This window comes from Paenibacillus sp. AN1007, assembly GCF_040702995.1.
Classification (GTDB): domain Bacteria; phylum Bacillota; class Bacilli; order Paenibacillales; family Paenibacillaceae; genus Paenibacillus.
The window spans coordinates 183,627-202,068 of record NZ_CP159992.1 but is presented as its reverse complement, the minus strand read 5'-3'; the positions used below and the strand labels follow the sequence as shown (position 1 = coordinate 202,068).

General features: G+C 50.0%; 9 protein-coding genes. All 9 read right to left on the bottom strand.

From position 1 onward, the window contains the following. Window positions 1–7 precede the first annotated feature (7 nt). On the bottom strand, window positions 8–481 hold the full coding sequence (locus ABXS70_RS00795) for a hypothetical protein (RefSeq protein WP_342552904.1): 474 nt from the start codon (window positions 479–481) through the stop codon (window positions 8–10). Beyond that, a complete protein-coding gene (locus ABXS70_RS00790) occupies window positions 468–737 on the bottom strand; it encodes an acyl carrier protein (RefSeq protein ID WP_342552905.1) in 270 nt (89 codons plus the stop codon). Before ABXS70_RS00790 ends, ABXS70_RS00795 begins: the two co-directional genes overlap by 14 nt. Beyond that, entirely contained in the window at window positions 738–4,385 is a 3,648-nt protein-coding gene (locus ABXS70_RS00785) for an amino acid adenylation domain-containing protein (RefSeq protein WP_366293252.1), read from the bottom strand. A gap of 112 nt (window positions 4,386–4,497) precedes the next feature. After that, a complete protein-coding gene (gene fabD, locus ABXS70_RS00780) occupies window positions 4,498–5,757 on the bottom strand; it encodes an ACP S-malonyltransferase (RefSeq protein ID WP_366293249.1) in 1,260 nt (419 codons plus the stop codon). 29 nt (window positions 5,758–5,786) lie between these two features. After that, entirely contained in the window at window positions 5,787–6,812 is a 1,026-nt protein-coding gene (locus tag ABXS70_RS00775; protein WP_342552908.1) for an HAD-IIIC family phosphatase, read from the bottom strand. Next, window positions 6,809–7,966 carry an acyl-CoA dehydrogenase family protein gene (locus ABXS70_RS00770; RefSeq protein WP_366296496.1) on the bottom strand — a complete coding sequence of 386 codons (1,158 nt, stop codon included), beginning with the start codon at window positions 7,964–7,966 and terminating at the stop codon, window positions 6,809–6,811. Before ABXS70_RS00770 ends, ABXS70_RS00775 begins: the two co-directional genes overlap by 4 nt. 53 nt (window positions 7,967–8,019) lie before the next feature. Further along, the gene (locus tag ABXS70_RS00765; protein ID WP_342552909.1) at window positions 8,020–8,322 is read right to left on the bottom strand and encodes a phosphopantetheine-binding protein; all 303 of its coding nucleotides are present in this window, start codon (window positions 8,320–8,322) and stop codon (window positions 8,020–8,022) included. A 120-nt stretch (window positions 8,323–8,442) separates the two neighbouring features. Then, a complete protein-coding gene (locus tag ABXS70_RS00760) occupies window positions 8,443–9,288 on the bottom strand; it encodes a 3-hydroxyacyl-CoA dehydrogenase NAD-binding domain-containing protein (protein WP_342552910.1) in 846 nt (281 codons plus the stop codon). A 42-nt stretch (window positions 9,289–9,330) separates the two neighbouring features. Next, entirely contained in the window at window positions 9,331–18,432 is a 9,102-nt protein-coding gene (locus ABXS70_RS00755; protein WP_366293244.1) for an SDR family NAD(P)-dependent oxidoreductase, read from the bottom strand. Window positions 18,433–18,442: the final 10 nt, after the last annotated feature.

The following is an 18,442-nucleotide window of genomic DNA, read 5'->3' as shown; positions in this document are numbered from 1 at the left end:
TCCTCCTCTAGGAGATCCAGCTCTCAAATACGGTTCGGCTCTGGGATTGTACCTCCGTAATAATCGGAATTTCTGCTGCGCTAGCAGCATGTATACGCTCCTGCAATTCTTCATTCCAGGCTCCTTCGGCAGTAACCTGGATGATGCTGGTGTCCAGATCTGTGATCACACTCACAATCTCGGCTGCATACCGCTTTCCCTGTTCCTCCGTATACCAGATGAGAACATCTCCTTCCTGCAGACCCGCATGAGGCAGTTCTGTAAATGCTGCCTCAATTCGAACGGTCTTACCTTCATCAGGCAGGGCATTCACATCTGCATATGCGCTTGCTTTCTCACTGCGCAGATAAGAGGTCGTATGAAACTGCATGGCAAGTGTCACCAGAATCGCTGCGGTCAGACCGATAACCAGAAGCGCAGCCACGGGCAGCTGTACAGAGAGGCGGAACCAAAGATGAGTCCATCGTTTAGTCCGTTTCATGTCCAGACTCTCCTTTAATCAGACTTACAACATAATCCCTGAAGTCTCCAATCAACTCGGATGGTCCATAAGCCAGACGCTCATCATCTATTTCCACGTCCAATTCATTTTCGATCTCAACCATAATTTTGATGTAATCAATTGAATTCACACCCAGTTCGAACCACGTCTGATCCATCGGGATAGGGGTACCGCATGCCATAATTTTATCGACAGCCTGGAGGATTCGCTGCTCCACCGTTATCATTCCGCTCATTCAGAACCTCCCTATCGCAGGTGTGCTTGACACCTTGTCGTAAAATTCGCGTTCAAGCACAGCTATACGTCTGTATATCTCAGGCAGTTTATGAAAGGATGACGGTTTATACGTGGAAGTTAATACGTACTTGGCCAGTACTGCTCGAATACTGCTCCACTCGGCTGTAATCTGTTCGCGGATCACCATCAGCGGAGAACCTGAACCAGTCAGCTGGGCACAGCGGTACAGCTCTGCTTTTTTGGCATTAACCAGTTTGTGCAGTGCCGTTACCCATTCCTCTGCAGCTGAGAACAGACTGTCCGGATTATGGACCAGATTCTCAAACGCGTCTGCACTCTGCTCAAGTCGTTCCAGGCTGCTGTTCACCCGAGCCTCTTCTCTCTCCAGATGGTCTGCATACGTCTGCCAATAGTGGTCCAGTTGTTCAGGTGAAGCATGCAGCTGATGCAGTGCAGGCTGGTGCCGATTATGAAATGAATAAAATGTATGAGCTTCCATGTTGAATTGTTGGATATATCCCGCATAACTGTCCTTCAGATCTTGATAACTGATCGTTTTCTCTTCATAGGACAGGTTGTCGTGATGCTTGTGTTCCATGATCGTAAATGTTTGGTTCAGGGGATCTACAGCATAAATCAGCCAGGTATGCGGAATATGCTTTTTCAGATAGGCATCCGTTCGAATGGAGGCATAATAAGCATCCACCCAGATAATAACCGGTCTGGCGTCCAGAAGAGATTGTTCGACATCCTGAATAATATCCTCACTGATGACTTTCGTTTCGAATCCGACACCCAGTTCCTCCAAAATGTCCGTGTCGTTCCTGCACATGATCCATCCGTTCACGATAAACTGCTGATGGTCAGACCAGAGATATTCATCCACATGATGAATGAAAAATGGATAGATGCTTTTTTTCTGCTGCATAATGATTGGGAACAATGAATTGTAGAAGCACACTTTGAAAAAAACGTCGTTAAATGGAACGTACCCATACGTGCCTGCGGTCTTTGAACCATTCCCGTTAGTCAGAAGAGTCTTGGAATACTGACCTGGTCCGGAGTCTTGCAAAGAATCGTGATTCCCGCCAAGCTGCAGTGCAGCCTCATTCCTCTCTTCCAGTACTCGAGCAAGCTCTCGGATGGTAGGATGATCGTATATCATGGTAGGCTGCACATGATGTCCAACCCTCTCTAATTCAATCTCCATGCGAATTACCAACAGGGAATGCCCTCCGAGTTGAAAGAAGTCATCGTCTATGCCGACACTTTCTGTCTGAAACAGTTCACTCCACACCTGTACAAGCTGATGCTCCAGTTCACTCTCAGGTGGGGAGTACAGCGTACCGGATTCCAACGATTGTTTCTGATTCATCAATTCCTGGACATCAATCTTTCCGTGAATCGTTCGGGGGATTTGCGTGATGCGAATATACTTGGACGGAAGCATATATTCCGGGAGGCATGAACGCAGATAGCCCCGGATCTCCGAGACATACAGCTCACTTTCCGACACCAGATACGCTGTCAGCGTTTTTTCACCTTTGCTTCCGACCGGAATAACAATACTTTCCTTGACAGAGGCATGGCGATCCAGATGGCGCTCAATTTCAACTAGTTCAATTCGATGTCCTCTGATTTTCACCTGATGATCCTGCCGTCCCAGAAACAGCACCTGCCCTTCAGCACTCCACATTCCGATGTCACCTGTGCGAAACATTCGCTCTCCTTCAGCATAGGGAGAACGTCCAAACTTCTGATTGGTCATTTCACGCAGCTTGTAATACCCCCGTGCCACCCCCGGTCCTGAAATACAAATTTCTCCGGGTACACCGACGGGCAGCATCCGGCCATGTGGGTCTGCGATATGGACAAAATAACCTTGTATCGGCTTTCCTGCAGGGATTGGTTCCACAGATGATTCTGAAAGTTTCTCGTAAAGGGCACATACGGTTGTCTCGGTTGGTCCATACGTATTGTATACATCTCCATACGTGAGCAGCTGGTCGATATCTGCCATCTTTAATACATCTCCGCCGCTGATGAATGTTCGCACAGTCCGCAGCCGAGGCATCCGGTTCAGTTCTCGCAAAATATGAGGGGTGGTCGACACATGTGTGATTTCACAGCTGTCCAGCAGATCGACCAACCCGTGTATATCCAGCAGCTGCTGCCGATCAACAACGACCAAAGATGCACCGGCAGTCAGCGCAGGAAATACCTCTTCCATATACGTATCGAAGGTGCTGACGGCCTGCTGCAGCATCCGGTCCCCTGGTCTCAATTGAAATTCGGCCTGGAACGCATTTACGTAAGCACTCAAGCTGCGATGTTCTACAACAACCCCTTTGGGCTGGCCCGTCGAACCGGAAGTATACAGAACATAGGCCAGGTCACCAAGGTCACCCTCGTATTCCAATGCACTCTCATCTTGTCCGGTCCAGGATGTATCCTGCAGATGGATAATGTCCACTGTTGAAGATAAGCTCTGAGCGGTATCTGCCCATGTGTGCAGCCCGCTCTCCTCCATCCGCCCTGTAATGAGAACACCCGCTTCAGTTTCTTCAAGAATGCGGCGTATCCGTGCAGCTGGATATTCCGGGTGCAGCGCAATATACACTGCACCTAACTTGAAAACAGCCAGTATAGTCAAGATCAGCTCGATGGAGTTATCCATCATTACGGGTACCATCGTACCTGAGGTAACCCCAGTGCTCATCAGCAGACGGGCCAACTGGTTGGACTGCCGGTCCAATGCAAGATAAGTGATCTGCCGTTCTCCATCTATTATCGCTATCTGTTCAGGCGTTCTGTTGACCTGCTCCTGAAACCTGGAGATTATGGAACGCTCTGCACTCGCGAAAGTAAATGCCCCTTGATTCCACTCCATGATCTCAAGCTTTTCCTCTGTTGAAAGCAGCTGGAGGGGAAACATAGACTCATCCGGTGATTGTACTGCTTGTTCGAGCAGCCGTATGTAATGGGAACATAAACGCTCAGACTGGCTCGGTTCCACAGGTCTTCCCTGGTAGTGAAGATGGATCTCAATCTGCTGATCGGTTCGCTCTATTTCAAGAACGGTGCGCAGCTCGGAATCAGCTGCGGGTTCTGCATGAATTCCTTTCATATATACAGCAGTCTGCAGCCTACTTTCCTCTGGGAGGCGTCCAAGCTTCTCGGCTATTTTGTCAAAAGGAAAATGCCAGTAGGTCCGTGCAGACATGACCTCGGATTTTACATGCAGCACCTGTTCTCTGAAGGAAGCATTACCATCGGCCTTACCACGGATCGCGAGCAGGTGAGATTGATCAAGCTCTTCAGCCTGTTCCAAGGTTAGAGGCATACCTATAAGCAGATCAGGGATTCCGGAATAGCGGTACAGCAGATGCTGAAATCCGGTTAGAAGCAGTATATATAACGCCAGGTTTGAACCGCCGCTCATATGGATTAGTCTGACGGATAATTCGTGAGGGATAGATTGCGAGTATACGTTTGCTGTTGAACTATCGGCATGATCAGCCAGCGGGCCCATTCGTTCCAAAGCTTTTGCGATCTGAATATCGCCTGCAAGTTTGTCCTGCCAATAGGTTCGTTCTTCCTTGAACTTGTCGCTCGACATCATAATGTTGAGCAGATGGATATCCATGATCTCACCTCGAATACATAATAGACCGGTATGTCACATGCCCGAGCACATCATCATACCGGCCGGTGATTAGGGCGTGAGCGTTTTCAGACACACCCTAGTTTGAATTCGTTTAAGCTGTAGTCACTTTATGATCGGTCCACAGATAATATTGTCCTGTTTCATCAAGGATCTGGTGGAACCAGTCCTCACGCTCCTCCTGATCCACCTGTTTCGTTTCAAAGATTGTCCCCAGCCATTCCAGAGACTGCTTCATTTGTTCTGTCGTTGGCGCGGTTTCGGCAGCCTCAAGTTCTTCCTGAAGCTGCTGGATCCGTTTGTAAGGTTCCACGACACCTTTCTGATACTCGTCCTGATTCCAATTGCGGTTCGGTGTAGCTACAGCAGCAGCCATACACTTGGTCACTACGGTCGGTCTTGGCCTGGATACAACTGCCTGCTCCAGCAGTGTCTTGAGCGCTTTTCTGTCCTCTTTCTGCCCATAAGCAAACGATTTCATGCCGAGTTTGTCCAACTCTACCAGCCCGCTCAGTACATTTTTGGGGCCAAGTTCAATGGTTAATGTCACCCCGTGTTTCTTCAGATACTGCATCGTCTGGGTCCATTTCACCGGCTGGGACAGCTGTCTTTGCAGTAATCCGGGAATGCGAGAAGCCTCGGTATATGGACTCGCTGTGACATTGGACACAACCGGCCATTTAAAAGGATGGAAACGGTAATCAGCGAGTGCAGCGCCAAGCTGCTCACCTGCAGACTCCATCAAGCGGCTGTGAAATGGCGCACTCATCATCAGCGGGGTTGTCTGTGCATCCTGCTCCAGCAAGATCGTTTCCACCTGTTCGATCGAGTCTTGATGACCCGAAATTGCATACTGACTCATGGCATTGTAACAAGAGATTGCAGACCAGGCTGTATCGGATGAAACCTGCTCACAAGCTTTACGAATCATCTCTTCGTTTGCCCCGTCAATAATCGTCATGGCCCCGTCGCTCTCTTCAGCGACCCGTTCGGTCAATTCCCCCCGCCGCTTCGTAATCCGAACCGCGTCACCAAATGCCATCGCCCCAGAGCAGGTCAGTGCTGCATATTCACCCAAACTGTGACCTGCACAAAATTGCGGGGTAATGCCAATCTCCTCCATGTATACTCGATATGCAGTCACACTTGCCGTAAGCAGCGCGGGCTGCATGTTTGACGGTTTATTCAGATCAAACAAACTGCCTTCGAAACTCATCTTGGCCAGATCTAAGCCGAGGATATCGCTGGCCTCTTCATAAGTTCGTCTCGCAATCTCAAATTGATCAAAGAAGTTTTTCATCATGCCTACATATTGGGAGCCTTGGCCAGGGAATAGAAATGCTATTTTTTCCATAAAAGGAACACCTCGCTTATAGGATTGGTTTATGCAGTGACTTCCAGGGATACATATGAAGGCTGATCCTGAATCACGCTCAGGTCGCTCTCAAACAGATAGAAATTATCCTTTTGCTCAATTTCCTGGAATCCGGCAAATTTATACGTAATCATCATGGTCCGGTTACGGTCTGTAGACACAAACTCGGCCTGCAGTCGAACCCCTGCATCCTTGGCCATGCGCATAACATGGTGGAGCAGCAGCGTGCCCGCGCCTCTCGACATGACCCGGCACGATACCAGCAGCAGCTTGAGCGTCCAAATCTCTTCGTTCAGCTCGAGCAGTGCCAGACCAATCTTCCCGTACGTACCATATTTATCTTCAAGCCCGGCAATGAGCAGTTTGTGGCGCGGCGAATAACGGAACTCGTCCAGTTCCTCATATGAATAGGTGTATCCGGTAGCGTTCAACTGGTGAGTTCGTACCGTCAGTTCCTCCGCACGCTGCAGATCTCCCTCCTTCACTTCCGAGATGGTAAAGATCATCCCGAGGGAAGCAAGAAACTCATCCTGCGTACCGTCGAAGGACTCTTCCTTCTCGTTGCGAACAATATCGTTCATATACATCTGACGGCGCAGTGCAGAATCCTCGGTAATAAAACGTGGATTCATCTCCTCCATCTGGGTGATCTCAAGGTAATGAAGTGCGTCTATGCACAGCACCTCCGGATGGGAGTACAGTACCTCCTCCCGCTCAAACGGCTGATCATCTATAAAGGCAATCGTGTCCATACCGATATTGATAGCCTCGACAATTGTTTTGACGGACCGGGATTTGGCATTCCAGTTAATCTGCGGATAGATGAAATATTCGCGCAGCCCAAACTGCTCGAGTTTAGCCATAGCGAGATCGTGCTCGTTACGGCTGGCGATCGATTGCAGAATTCCACGCGCATCAAGTGTGCGGATCACTTCGGCAATATTGTCCTTCAGCGTAACCTCTTCATCTTCCAGCAAAATTCCGTTCCAGATCGTATGGTCCAGGTCCCAAATGACACATTTGATTTTTTTCATGAATGTACAGCCTCCTCTTGTACGGATTGGTGGGTGCTTGCAGCATATGAAGCAATAACCATCTCATGCATCTGTGTCGTGCCTTCTATGATTTCGTTCACCCGGGCATCGCGGTAGAAGCGTTCAACCGGAGACTCGGTGCTCCGGCCTTTGGCCCCAAGAATCTGCACCGCCCGGTGCGCCGCCTTGTTGACCATGTCTGCTGCATGATATTTCGCTGTCCATGTCTCCATGATGGAATCGGGGTCCATCACCTCTTTTAAATATCCGGCCTGATAACACAGAAGCCGTGCTGCCTTGACTTCGACGATCATCTCGGTAAGCATCTTCTGAATCAGCTGATTATCCTGTAAAAGCACCCCGAACTGTTGGCGGCTGCCAGCATGGCTTAAGGAAGCCTCCAGACATGCCTGACCAAGCCCAACACAGCCCCATGCTACGGTATAACGTCCATAATCCAAACAGTGCAGCGCAACCATGGATACGCCCATTCCCGGCCGGCCTAACATGCTGTCTTTGGCGACCCGGCAGTCCTCCAGATGCAGCTCAGCCAGCATCGAACCTTTAACCCCCAGCATGCCCTGTATAGGCTGTACGCCAAATCCCGGGCTCTTCCGTTCAATCAGAAATGCCGTAGGTTTATCATTCACTTGGGCAAAGATCAGGAACACATCCGCTATGAGCCCCATCGTAATCCATTTCTTCCTGCCGTTCAGGCGGTAGTTATCCTCCTCCGGTTCGGCCTGCGTTTCAATGCTTTTCGCATCACTCCCGATACCCGGTTCACTAAGTCCAAAAGCGCCGAGAACCTCACCTGATGCCAGCCGCGGAAGCCAGTGGGAACGCATCTGTTCAGATCCAAATTTCAAAATGGCAATGGCAACCATACCATGCACGGTGAGCAGGCTTCGTACAGACGAACAGCCTCGTCCAATCTCCTCATTCAGCACACCAACTGATATCGGATCAAGACCCAGCCCGCCATATTCCTTCGGAATCATGGAGCCTAGATAACCTGAAGATTTCAACGATTCAATCACTTCAGGATGAAGCCTTTCTTCCCGATCATGAAAAGCCGCGTAGGGGATAACATACTGGTTCGTATATGAGGCAGCCTCCTGCTTACAGCGAAGCTGCTGCTCGTTCAATTCCATTTTCAACGCGCTAACCTCCTATTGGTGAAATATCGTTAGACAGCATATCGGAATCAGGAACTCACCATTTTGCTCTCGATCAGTTCCGTAATGGCATTAATCGATTTGAAGTTCTGCAGGTCCAAATCCTGATTGTCGACACGGATGGAGAATTCTTTTTCCAAAAACATCACGAGCTGCATGGCAAACAGGGAATTTACAAAACCCAGGGCAAAAATATCTTCATGATCTTGAAGCTCATGCTTTTTGAAAAAACGCCCTAAAAATTTGCGAACTTTACCTTTAACTTCTTCCATCTTAAGAACTTCACTTTTAACTTCTTCCATTTCGCGAACTTCATTTTTAACTTCTTTCATTCGGATAACTCCCTTTCTCTCATTCCATTTATTTTTGAAGCAAAGAAAACGACGATTTAATGGAGTCCATTCGTAATGGGTTATGCCATTAATAGTTCACAATGTGAATTCATCAGTGTATTAGTAACTGTAGAAGCCTTCTCCTGACTTTCTGCCTGTTCGGCCCGCATGCACCATCTTTCTGAGCAGCGGACAGCAGCGGAACTTGGGGTCCTGATAGCTTTCATACAGTACATCAAGCGAATCCATAACGGTATCCAGACCAATCAAGTCAGCCGTCTCCAGCGGTCCCATCGTATGTCCATAACATTTCACAAAAATATCATCCACTTCACGGGCAGATGCTACCTGATCCTGAAGCACAAAAGCGGCCTCATTCATAAATAGATGTGAAATACGGTTCGAAACAAAGCCCGGATAATCGTTGACCAAAATAGTCTCTTTGCCAATGGATGAGAGGAGTTCTGTCACCACTTCGATCGTCTGCTCGGATGTATCCATTCCCTTGATCACTTCAACAGCAGATTTAAGAGGTACCGGATTCATAAAATGAGTGCCGATGACCCGATCAGGCCGTTTCGTAAGTGCTGCAATTTTCGTAATGGAGATACAGGATGTGTTTACCAGGTAAATGCAATCCTCCTGGCAAATCGGATCAATCTGGACATACACCTCCTTTTTCACTTCCCATTGTTCATTTACATTTTCCACAATGATATCTGCTTCACGAAGCTCCTCCAGAGAAGTAGTTCGATGAATTCGCTCCAGAATAATTTCGGGGGCTTCAAGCCCCTCCACTTTTTTGAACAGCATCAGCATACGAATCTGGTTGTAGATTTCCTCTGCGGCTGTATCCAGCACTTCTTCGCTGATGTCCACCAAGATCACCTTATGCCCTGCTTGCGCAAAACTCTGTGCTACGCCGCGGCCCATTACACCCGCTCCGATAACTCCAATGGTTTTCATGTCTTGCCTCCTTATATGTCTGAAGAGAATGCCTCTTCGGAGTTAGAAATTAAAATCAAAATCAAGGGTATCTGTGTCTGTATTCGGGGTGATCTGCACATGTTTGCTGCTCTCCAGTTCGACCTCTCCCAGCTTCTGTTCCGGATGCTGCAGTACCTGATGAAGCAGCTGCATGTAATCACGAAGCATCTTCTCGGCAGTTTCCCGCTTGAACAGCTTGGTACGGTATTCCAGGTTAAACTTCAGTTTGTCATGCTTCTGAATCACTTCAAGATAAACGTCATATCGGCTTTCAGAAGCCCCGAACTCGTACGGTGTTGTTGTAAACTTCCCTACGGTCACATCGACCGTACCCACATTTTGCAGCGCGAACATGGCGTCAAATAACGGGTTCCGATGAATATCCCTGTTCAGATTCAGTTTTCGTACCAGATCCTCAAACTGAAACTGCTGGTTTTCATATGATTTCAATGCACCTTCCCGTACTTCGGCAAGCAGCTCAAGAAATGTTTTATCCGCCTGCGGCTTCGTACGGATGGTTATGATGTTAATGAAAACACCCACTACATCTTCCAGATCGGCGTGTGATCGACCGGCGATCGGAGAGCCAACAACGATGTCATCCTGGGCCGCGTATTTCGCCAGCAGCACGTTATATGCAGCGAGCAGCAGCATAAACAGGGTCGTTCCTGTCCTCGAAGCCATACGTTCCAGTTCCAGAGTTAACGATTCACTGCCCATCACGACCACCTGATCCCCTTCAAACTCATTGGCAGCAGGGCGAACATAATCAGTAGGCAGATGAAGCTGCGGTATGGAATCCCTGTACAGGCTCAGCCAGTATTCTTCCTGCTTCTGCAAAGCCCCGGAGGATAAAAGCGTATTATGCCACTCGGAGAAATCTTTGTACTGTATAGAGAGAGGTTTCAACTCGCGCCCTTCATACAAATCAATAATTTCCTGCATAATGATGTCCATGGACATGCCGTCTGTGATGATGTGATGCATGTCAAAGAATACGGCATGTGTTCGTTCCGCAAGCTTGACCACCTCAAATCGGAAAAGCGGTGCCTGATCCAGTTCAAATGGCTTCACAAAACCAAGAAGTCTGTCCGTGAGTTCTTCCCGGGTACACTCGGAATATCCAACGCTGAAGTCCACATGATCCCATATCTTCTGGTAAGGGATACCATCCTGGATTTCGAACGACGTTCGGAATGCCTCGTGGCGCTTGATTAACTGTCGAATGATCCCTTCAAAAATGCCGTGCTCGAAGTCCCCCTCCATAATGGATGCCCTCGGAATGTTCGCGCTGGTGTTGGGGCCCTCCAGCCGGTCCAAAACAAGGAATCTCTTCTGAGCCGAAGACACCGGATAATAGGCTCGCTGCTCTACCGGGGTCAGGACAGGGATTGTCACGCCTGCAGCACCGGTATCCACTGCAGGACCGTACGTCTCTTCCAGATAAGCAGCCGATTCTGCAATGGTTGGATACATTAGAATTTCGGCTGTATTGACAAGCACTGATAAAGCTTTGGTGAGACTGTTCGCAATCTTGAGCCCAATGATCGAGTCTCCTCCCAGTTCATAAAAGTCATCGTATATGCCTAATTCAGTGACGCCGAGAGCGCGGCTCCAGACGCTTCCCAGTTTCATTTCCATCGCCGAGTACGTGCCGTCCGTTCTTCCCTGCAGATGCAGTTCCCCCTGCTCTTCCTTCCCGTAATCTGAATCTGCTCTGCGCCCCTGCTCAATGGCTTCACGAATATTATCCGAAAACAGCATCAGCGGCATATCATCCGATACATGCTGATAGATTGCCTCCCGGTTCAATTCTCCGATCAGGACCTGTGTAATATCCTTACGCATTGCCTCCTGCAGTCCCTGAATACCTCTCGCTGTGCTGATAGCCTTGAAGCCGCCGTCTGCATTGACATGGAAATCCTTAGCCATGCCTGTTTCTTTCCAGGCGGTCCAGTTCACCGTGAGAGTGGGAAGTCCTTCTTGTCTGCGCTGGGCAGCAAACGAATCCAGATAGGCATTCGCAGCTGTATAATCTCCCTGCCCGGGTTCACTAAAAAACGTGGTCGCCGTAGAGAACATCACAAAGAAGTCTGGTCGATCTGAACGTGTCAGCTGATCCAGACTCCATGTTCCCAGCACTTTAGGACGCATCACGCGTTCAAAGGCTGTCCGTTCCTTGTTCATGAGAAACCCTTCACCGGCTACACCTGCGCCGTGAATAATACCTGAAACCGGGCCATGCTGTTGTCTGACACTGCTGAGCACCGAAGCAAGCTGAATCGGATCTGCAATATCGGCACTGTAGAGATGAACCTCTGTACCACGTGCCTCCATCTCCTGAATTCGTCCAATCTGAAGGGACAGCTTCTCGTTCTGTTCCGAAGACATCAGTTCTTTCCACATATGACGTTCAGGGAACTGAGATCGGTTGATCAGCACCAGTTTGATTTTCGCTGAAGACATGGAGAGTGCATCAGCCGTTTCCAGACCGATGCCTCCGGTTCCCCCTGTGATCAGGTACACACCACCTTCGCGCATCTGGACCGGCTGCTCTGGCAGCAGCGACATCGGCATTTCTCCCAATTCCTGAACATATCGGCGTCCGTTTCGATATGCAGCCAGATACAAGGTGTCCGGCTCACGGATCTCCTGAAGCCACTGCTCGATCGGTGTTTCGGAATCAATATCAACCGCCCTGCAGCGGAACTGATTCATTTCATGACAGATGGTTTTGCCAAGCCCCACCATTGGAGCGTATTCTGGATGGATACACGGTTCACTGCCCGTAACACGCTGGCTGCAGGTTGTCATCAGCACCAGATCAACCGGACGTTTGAAGTGAACCTTGGACATCTCTTTGGACAGGTAAAATAGACTGTACACACTTCGCTCAAGGGAGTCCTCCAGTCCATCCACTGTGCCTGTTTCTGAAATATCCATGGCAAAAAAATGAAGCAGCTGTGAGATTTTATACGGCTCTATCGCTCGTACAAGCCGCTCATAGTCCTCTTCGCATGGCCGGATTGTAAATTTTGCGTTGGACTGATTGGTATAGGAGTCACCCCGGTATACCCTGATAACGAGTCTGCCCTCCGCCTCCAGTCTGGCGGCAGCGGACGAAGCCGTGCCCTTTTCATCCATGAATATGACGACCGGCTCCGTTCCGCTTGCTTTTGTACCGGAAACCGGCCTGCTCATTTCTTTCCAAAGTGCGGCATAGTGCAGGGGAACCGCCTTGTCGTGACTGGACATGTCCGCCGAACGCTTGCGCTCGGGAATGTCGATCCAGCATCGTTTCCGCTCCAGCGGATACGATGGCAGGCTTACTTTGCGGATCAGCTCACCTGCATACAGGTCTGCCCAATTTGCATCTGCTCCCTGAACATAGAGATGAGCGATCTGTTTCAGCAAATACACGGATTCCCGTCCGTTTTGGACAAAGTTCTCAATAGCAGAACGTAATAATTGACTTAGGCCCGTTTTTTCTGACTCCGTCATATCACCTGCGGATCGTTCCTTCTTACTCTTGGGAACGATCCGATGCTCTCCAAATTCAAGTCCAGGTGCCGTGTCGGACCCAAAACGCGTTCTTGATGCCTGGACAAGCATGCTCAGCATGCTCTCGCCATCTGCAGCAGTAAAGGCTAGCCGGAATGAATAGTGGCCGCGGCCTGTGCTTGCCGTACTGCAAATGTCTGCAAGAGAACTTGAATGGCTGCGTTCAAACAGCTTTATATAATCATCCACCAATCGGCGCAATCCATCCTCCGAACGGGCAGATAATACCAGGAGATGAGGACCAGTTGCTTCGGGCATCACAGGTGCCGTTTTTGGCGGTTCTTCCAAAATGACATGGCAGTTGGTACCGCTGATGCCAAAGGCACTGACTCCGCACCGGCGCGGGCCGCTTTCCACCTTCCACTGCCGCAAGCGTGTATTTACATATACGGGTGAAGCATGAAAATCGATATTCCGGTTCGGACGGTTAAAATGGAGATTGGGCGGAATAATGCCATCCCTCACCGCCAGTGCTGCCTTAATCAGACTGATCATACCGGCAGCTTCCGAAGTATGTCCCAGATTCGTTTTGATCGATCCGATCGCGCAGAATTGACGCTTGTCCGTAAATTGCCGAAAGGCATTCTGAATCCCTTTAATCTCAATCGGGTCACCCAAGGCTGTTCCTGTACCATGCGTTTCCATGTATGTGATAGTCTCGGGTTGAATACCTGCCTGCTGCCAAGCTTTCGTTATTACTTCCTGCTGCGCTGCCGGATTCGGAGCCGTAATACCGGCTGAACTGCCGTCCTGATTCATGGCGCTTCCTTTGAGAACGGCATAGACTTGATCACCATCCGCCAGTGCATCTTCCAGTCTCTTGAGCATCACAACCCCGATCCCCTCACCAAGACCTGCACCGTCAGACTCATCATCAAATGCACGTGTCTTACCGTCACCCGACTCCAGACCCTGGAGCATATTTTCATTCTTTTTGGTGATCGGCATCGTCGAAATCTTAATTCCTCCGACTGCAGCCATACGGCACTCGCCGCTCAGCAAAGCTCGTGAGGCAATATGGACCGCTGTAAGAGAGGACGAACAGGCCGTATCGACAAGCATGCTCGGTCCTTTCAGGTTTAATAGATAGGAAATGCGGGCAGGGATGATGGAAGGTGTATTGCCCACCACAGCATCAGGCAGCGCACCCAGATCTGTTTCATAGATAAATCGTGAATACATATCCACCGTGTTCGTTGAATATCCCAAGAAAACACCGGTATCCGACCCCGCAAGCTGCCCACCGCCATATCCCGCATCCTCAATAGCCCTCCAGACCGTCTCCAGAAAAAGGCGCTGGTTAGGGTCGGTCAAACTCGCTTCCTTCGGTGATAACTTGAAAAAGGAATAATCAAACAAGTCAATATCCTCAATAAAAGCACCTGCCTTGGAACCCAGCTCCGGGAGATCCAGTGCTGTATTTTGCAGATACCAGTCCAGGTCCTGCTGCCTCCGGTCCGGGAGAGGCCTTATATGATCAACCTTGCCCTGAATATGATCCCAGAATTCGGAAACATCGGTTGTGGAGGCAACATTCAGTGCCATGCCTACAATAGCCAGATCTCCCGGTTTCGTTGTAGTCAAGGCGTCCGATTTCATACTGCCCTTGGGTTTTGTATCTGCCTCCAAGGCAATGTCTACCTGCTCCTGCGGCGGCACAGCTTCTTCGATCTCCTCTGTCTCACCGTGTTCCTTGAAGATGAATGCAGCAAGCTTATGAATGGTCGAAAATTCAAATAAATCCGTTACGGCAAGAACACCCGGATATCGTTTGGATAGCCCTGCATGAATCCGGAGCAGCAGAATGGAGTCTGCACCCAGCTCAAAGAAATTTTCATAGACATCAATTTCATCAAAGCCCAGAACCTCTTTGCATACGCTGGCAACATGGCGTTCTGTCGCGGTGTACCCGCCCTCGCTTTTGCCTGACAATATGACTTCACCGCTGGATACGCCTCCCGCCTTCTTGGCCGATCTGGTTTTGGAGGCCGCGCGCTGCAAATATGCAGCCACGCTGCTGCTGAGTTCAGCGGATAAACGCACCTGCATTTTATCCAGCAGCCGCACACCGCCTCCGCTGAAATTCAGCTGCCCGATGAGCACTCTGCGAATAGAGGAGTTCATCGCCTGCTCCAGACCTGCAACAGCTTGAGCGGTGAGTATTGTTTTGAAGATTGTATCGGCAGTAAACCCTGCATCTACGGACATGCCTGTCTCTTTCCAGGTTGTCCAGTTCACCGTAAGTGTACGTTTTCCTCTTGCGCTGCGCTCATCAGCATAAGCGTCCATATAAGCATTGGCTGCCACATAGTCTGCTTGAGTCACACCGCTGAACATTGTGGCTACAGAAGAATACATGACAAAGAAATCCAGATCATCGTTACACGTAAGCTGATCCAGATTCCATGTTCCATCTATTTTGGATGCCAGCACTTCGGTAAACCGATCTTCACTTCGGTCCACCAGGAGCTGGTCTCCCCCAACACCTGCTCCGTGGATAATGCCATGGATCGCCCCATAACGTGTTCGTATATCACCGATCACATCTGCCATCGTGTTCTCGTCTGCAACATCAGCACTGTACCAGAATACTTCCGAACCCGCTGCTTCCAGTTCCGTAACGGCTGTGATGAAACGCCGAAGTTTCGATTGCCCCGGCTGATGCTGCACATCCTTCCAGCTTGTACGTTCGGGTATGGGAGTACGATTAACCAGCACCAGCCGGACTTTTGCCTTCGAAGCCAGGAAACGGGCCGTCTCCAGACCAATGCCGCCCCCGCCCCCGGTAATGAGGTATACGCCCTGTTCACGGATTGTTAGGGGAGCATCATGCTTCACGTCGATGCGGGTAAACTCTTCGGCGTATCGCCGTCCATTACGGTAAGCTGCCAGATGGTCCCCTGCCGAATCTGCTCCCAGGACATCCTCTAACCAAACGGCTGCAGTCGTTTCATGGTCCACATCAACCGATCGGAACGTTATGTCGGGATGCTCCCGGCTCAGCACCTTGCTCAGACTCAGATACGCGGCATGCTCCGGCAGCTGAATATGCTCGGTACCTGTAACACGATGGGCGTTCATCCCCACTAGTGTTATGCCTGTAATGGATGCGAACTTACTTCTCATGAGAGCCCGTACCAGGTAATACACACTGTATACATTTCTGCGCTGGCAGTCCCTTAATTCGTGAAGGGATTCAATACCGGATGCACGATGATGCTGTACCGCACTGCCAACATGAATGATGTGTTCCAGAGTCCTTCCCTGCAGGCTGGAGAACAGCCGATCATAATCCGTTTCCTGGTCTCCCAGAACATACTGGCCGGACGCCTTTAGTTCATAAGAAGCACCTAAGGCAGCCCGGATTACGGCAGCTCCATTCTCTTCAAGTACAAGAGCGGCGGCGTCTCCCGCACCAGGTGTTCCCTCAATCAGCAGCACAGCGGACGGAAATTGAGTATCTCCGCCTTCCTGACGTCTGCGCTCAGCTGCCTTCCACTGCATCGTATAGTGAAACTCTTCCTCACTCGTTAAGGGCAGCGTTCCCTGTCCAAGACTTCTTCGATTGGAAGTCATCTCCTCCGGCAAATCAATCCAGCAGCGATGACGCTCAAAAGGATACACTGGCAGACTGACCCGTCTTGCACCAGTCTCGCTGTACATTTCTGACCAGTTCACGTCTGCTCCCCGAACATATAACGAGCCCAGTTCGAGCAGCTCCTTTTCATCTGCCGCCCCGGATCGAATCACCTCCTGCACCAGCTGCTGCACCTGCTGATCCAGTTTCCTCCGTGAAGCCTCTGTCATATCTCCGGCTTCAAGCTTCGCTTTGCTGGCAGGTACGATCTTATGCTCCCCGAAGTGGAACCATGGCTTATCCCCGCTCCAGCTCTCCCTGGACGAGAGTTCCCGCAGCTTCCATTCGAGGTCTGCAATACTGTCTGCGGTTACAGCTAACCGGAAATTATAATGTCCTCTGCCCGAACTCGCGGTATAACATATATCCTGCAGGTGACAGTCGGGTTCCTTTTTCTGAATGAAATTTTCATAGGCTGTGACAAGCTCACGTAAAGCCATCTCGGATTTTGCGGATAATACAAGCAGTCCGGAAAACCTATCCGAAGGTCCAGCAGCCGTCACACTCCCACTTGGCGCTTCCTCCAGGACCAGGTGACAGTTGGTACCGCTGAAGCCAAAACTGCTGACTGCGCAGCGCATAGGCTGCTCTGACGCTGTTTTCTCCCATTTACGAAGCCGTGTGTTTACATACACAGGTGAAGTTTTGAAGTCAATCTGTCCGTTTGGCCGATCAAAGTGAAGAGATGGCGGGATTTCACGATTTTTGATCACCAGTGCCGCCTTGATCAGACTTACCAGCCCAGCCGCTTCATAAGGATGACCTACGTTGGATTTTACTGTTCCAATGGGACAGAACTGTTTTTTGTCGGTATATTTCTGAAAAGCAAGCTCCAGCCCTTCCAATTCCAGCGGGTCGCCAAGCTTCGTTCCTGTGCCGTGCGTCTCAATATAGGAGAGGCTCTCCGGGTGAATACCGGCCTGATCCCACGCTCTGGATATAACGTCGGCCTGTGCCTCAGGATTGGGAGCCGTTATCCCGATGGAAGCCCCGTCCTGATTAATTGCACTGCCTTTGATTACAGCATAAATCTGGTCATGATCCTTCAGCGCTTTGCTGAGCGGTTTAAGAACGACGGCAGCCACACCTTCACTGATACCAGCCCCGTCCGAAGAATGATCGAAGGCTCTTGTCCGACCATCCGAGGCCTCAAGTCCTCCCCGGTAATATTCTGTATCCAGCGGCATGAGATTTACGCGCAGGCCCCCCGCAAGAGCCATGTCACAGTCTCCATTTAACAGCGATTGACAAGCCAAATGAACAGCTACCAAAGATGAAGAACAGGCTGTGTCGACGACCATCGAAGGACCTTTCAGATCAAGCAGGTACGAGATCCGGGCAGGCATCATAGCCGAAATGTTGCCAACGGCTGCATCGGACGTCAGATGAATGTCGATATCCTGAAGCATCCGCAGATAACTATCCTTGATATTACTCGCAAACCCCAGATATACACCCGTGCGGCTGCCTGCCAGACTTTTCCCGCCATAACCGGCATCCTCAAGAGCACTCCAGGCTGTCCGCAGGAACAACCTCTGAAAAGGGTCCATCAGCGCTGCGTCCCGGGGAGGAATCCGAAATAACTTGTAATCAAACTGATCAATTTCTTTCAGATAAGAGCCGCTGCTGAACTTGATGTGATCTCCGTATCCTGCATATTGAAGATAAGCTTCAATATTCTGACGACGCGAATCCGGGAAATTGGCAATGGAATCGCAGCGTCCCCGAATATTATCCCAGAACTCGTCAATCGTATCTGCTGAGGGAAGCATTGCCGAGATGCCTACAATGGCTATGCCTTCCGAATCCTTCCGTCTTCCTTCTGCTTTCAATCCCTTCAGCAGCTGGGCTGCTACCTGCTTGTCAATTTTACCTGCAGCCGCGTTCTCAATAATCATTCTTAACATTTGGCTGGTTTGGTTCATTAGCTTCTCC

What these genes read in the sequence shown, in the direction of transcription:
- ABXS70_RS00795 (WP_342552904.1), bottom strand. Translation starts at nt 481, where the DNA reads ATGAAACGGACTAAACGATGGACTCATCTTTGGTTCCGCCTCTCTGTA.
- ABXS70_RS00790 (WP_342552905.1), bottom strand. Translation starts at nt 737, where the DNA reads ATGAGCGGAATGATAACGGTGGAGCAGCGAATCCTCCAGGCTGTCGAT.
- ABXS70_RS00785 (WP_366293252.1), bottom strand. Translation starts at nt 4,385, where the DNA reads ATGGATATCCATCTGCTCAACATTATGATGTCGAGCGACAAGTTCAAG.
- fabD (WP_366293249.1), bottom strand. Translation starts at nt 5,757, where the DNA reads ATGGAAAAAATAGCATTTCTATTCCCTGGCCAAGGCTCCCAATATGTA.
- ABXS70_RS00775 (WP_342552908.1), bottom strand. Translation starts at nt 6,812, where the DNA reads ATGAAAAAAATCAAATGTGTCATTTGGGACCTGGACCATACGATCTGG.
- ABXS70_RS00770 (WP_366296496.1), bottom strand. Translation starts at nt 7,966, where the DNA reads ATGGAATTGAACGAGCAGCAGCTTCGCTGTAAGCAGGAGGCTGCCTCA.
- ABXS70_RS00765 (WP_342552909.1), bottom strand. Translation starts at nt 8,322, where the DNA reads ATGAAAGAAGTTAAAAATGAAGTTCGCGAAATGGAAGAAGTTAAAAGT.
- ABXS70_RS00760 (WP_342552910.1), bottom strand. Translation starts at nt 9,288, where the DNA reads ATGAAAACCATTGGAGTTATCGGAGCGGGTGTAATGGGCCGCGGCGTA.
- ABXS70_RS00755 (WP_366293244.1), bottom strand. Translation starts at nt 18,432, where the DNA reads ATGAACCAAACCAGCCAAATGTTAAGAATGATTATTGAGAACGCGGCT.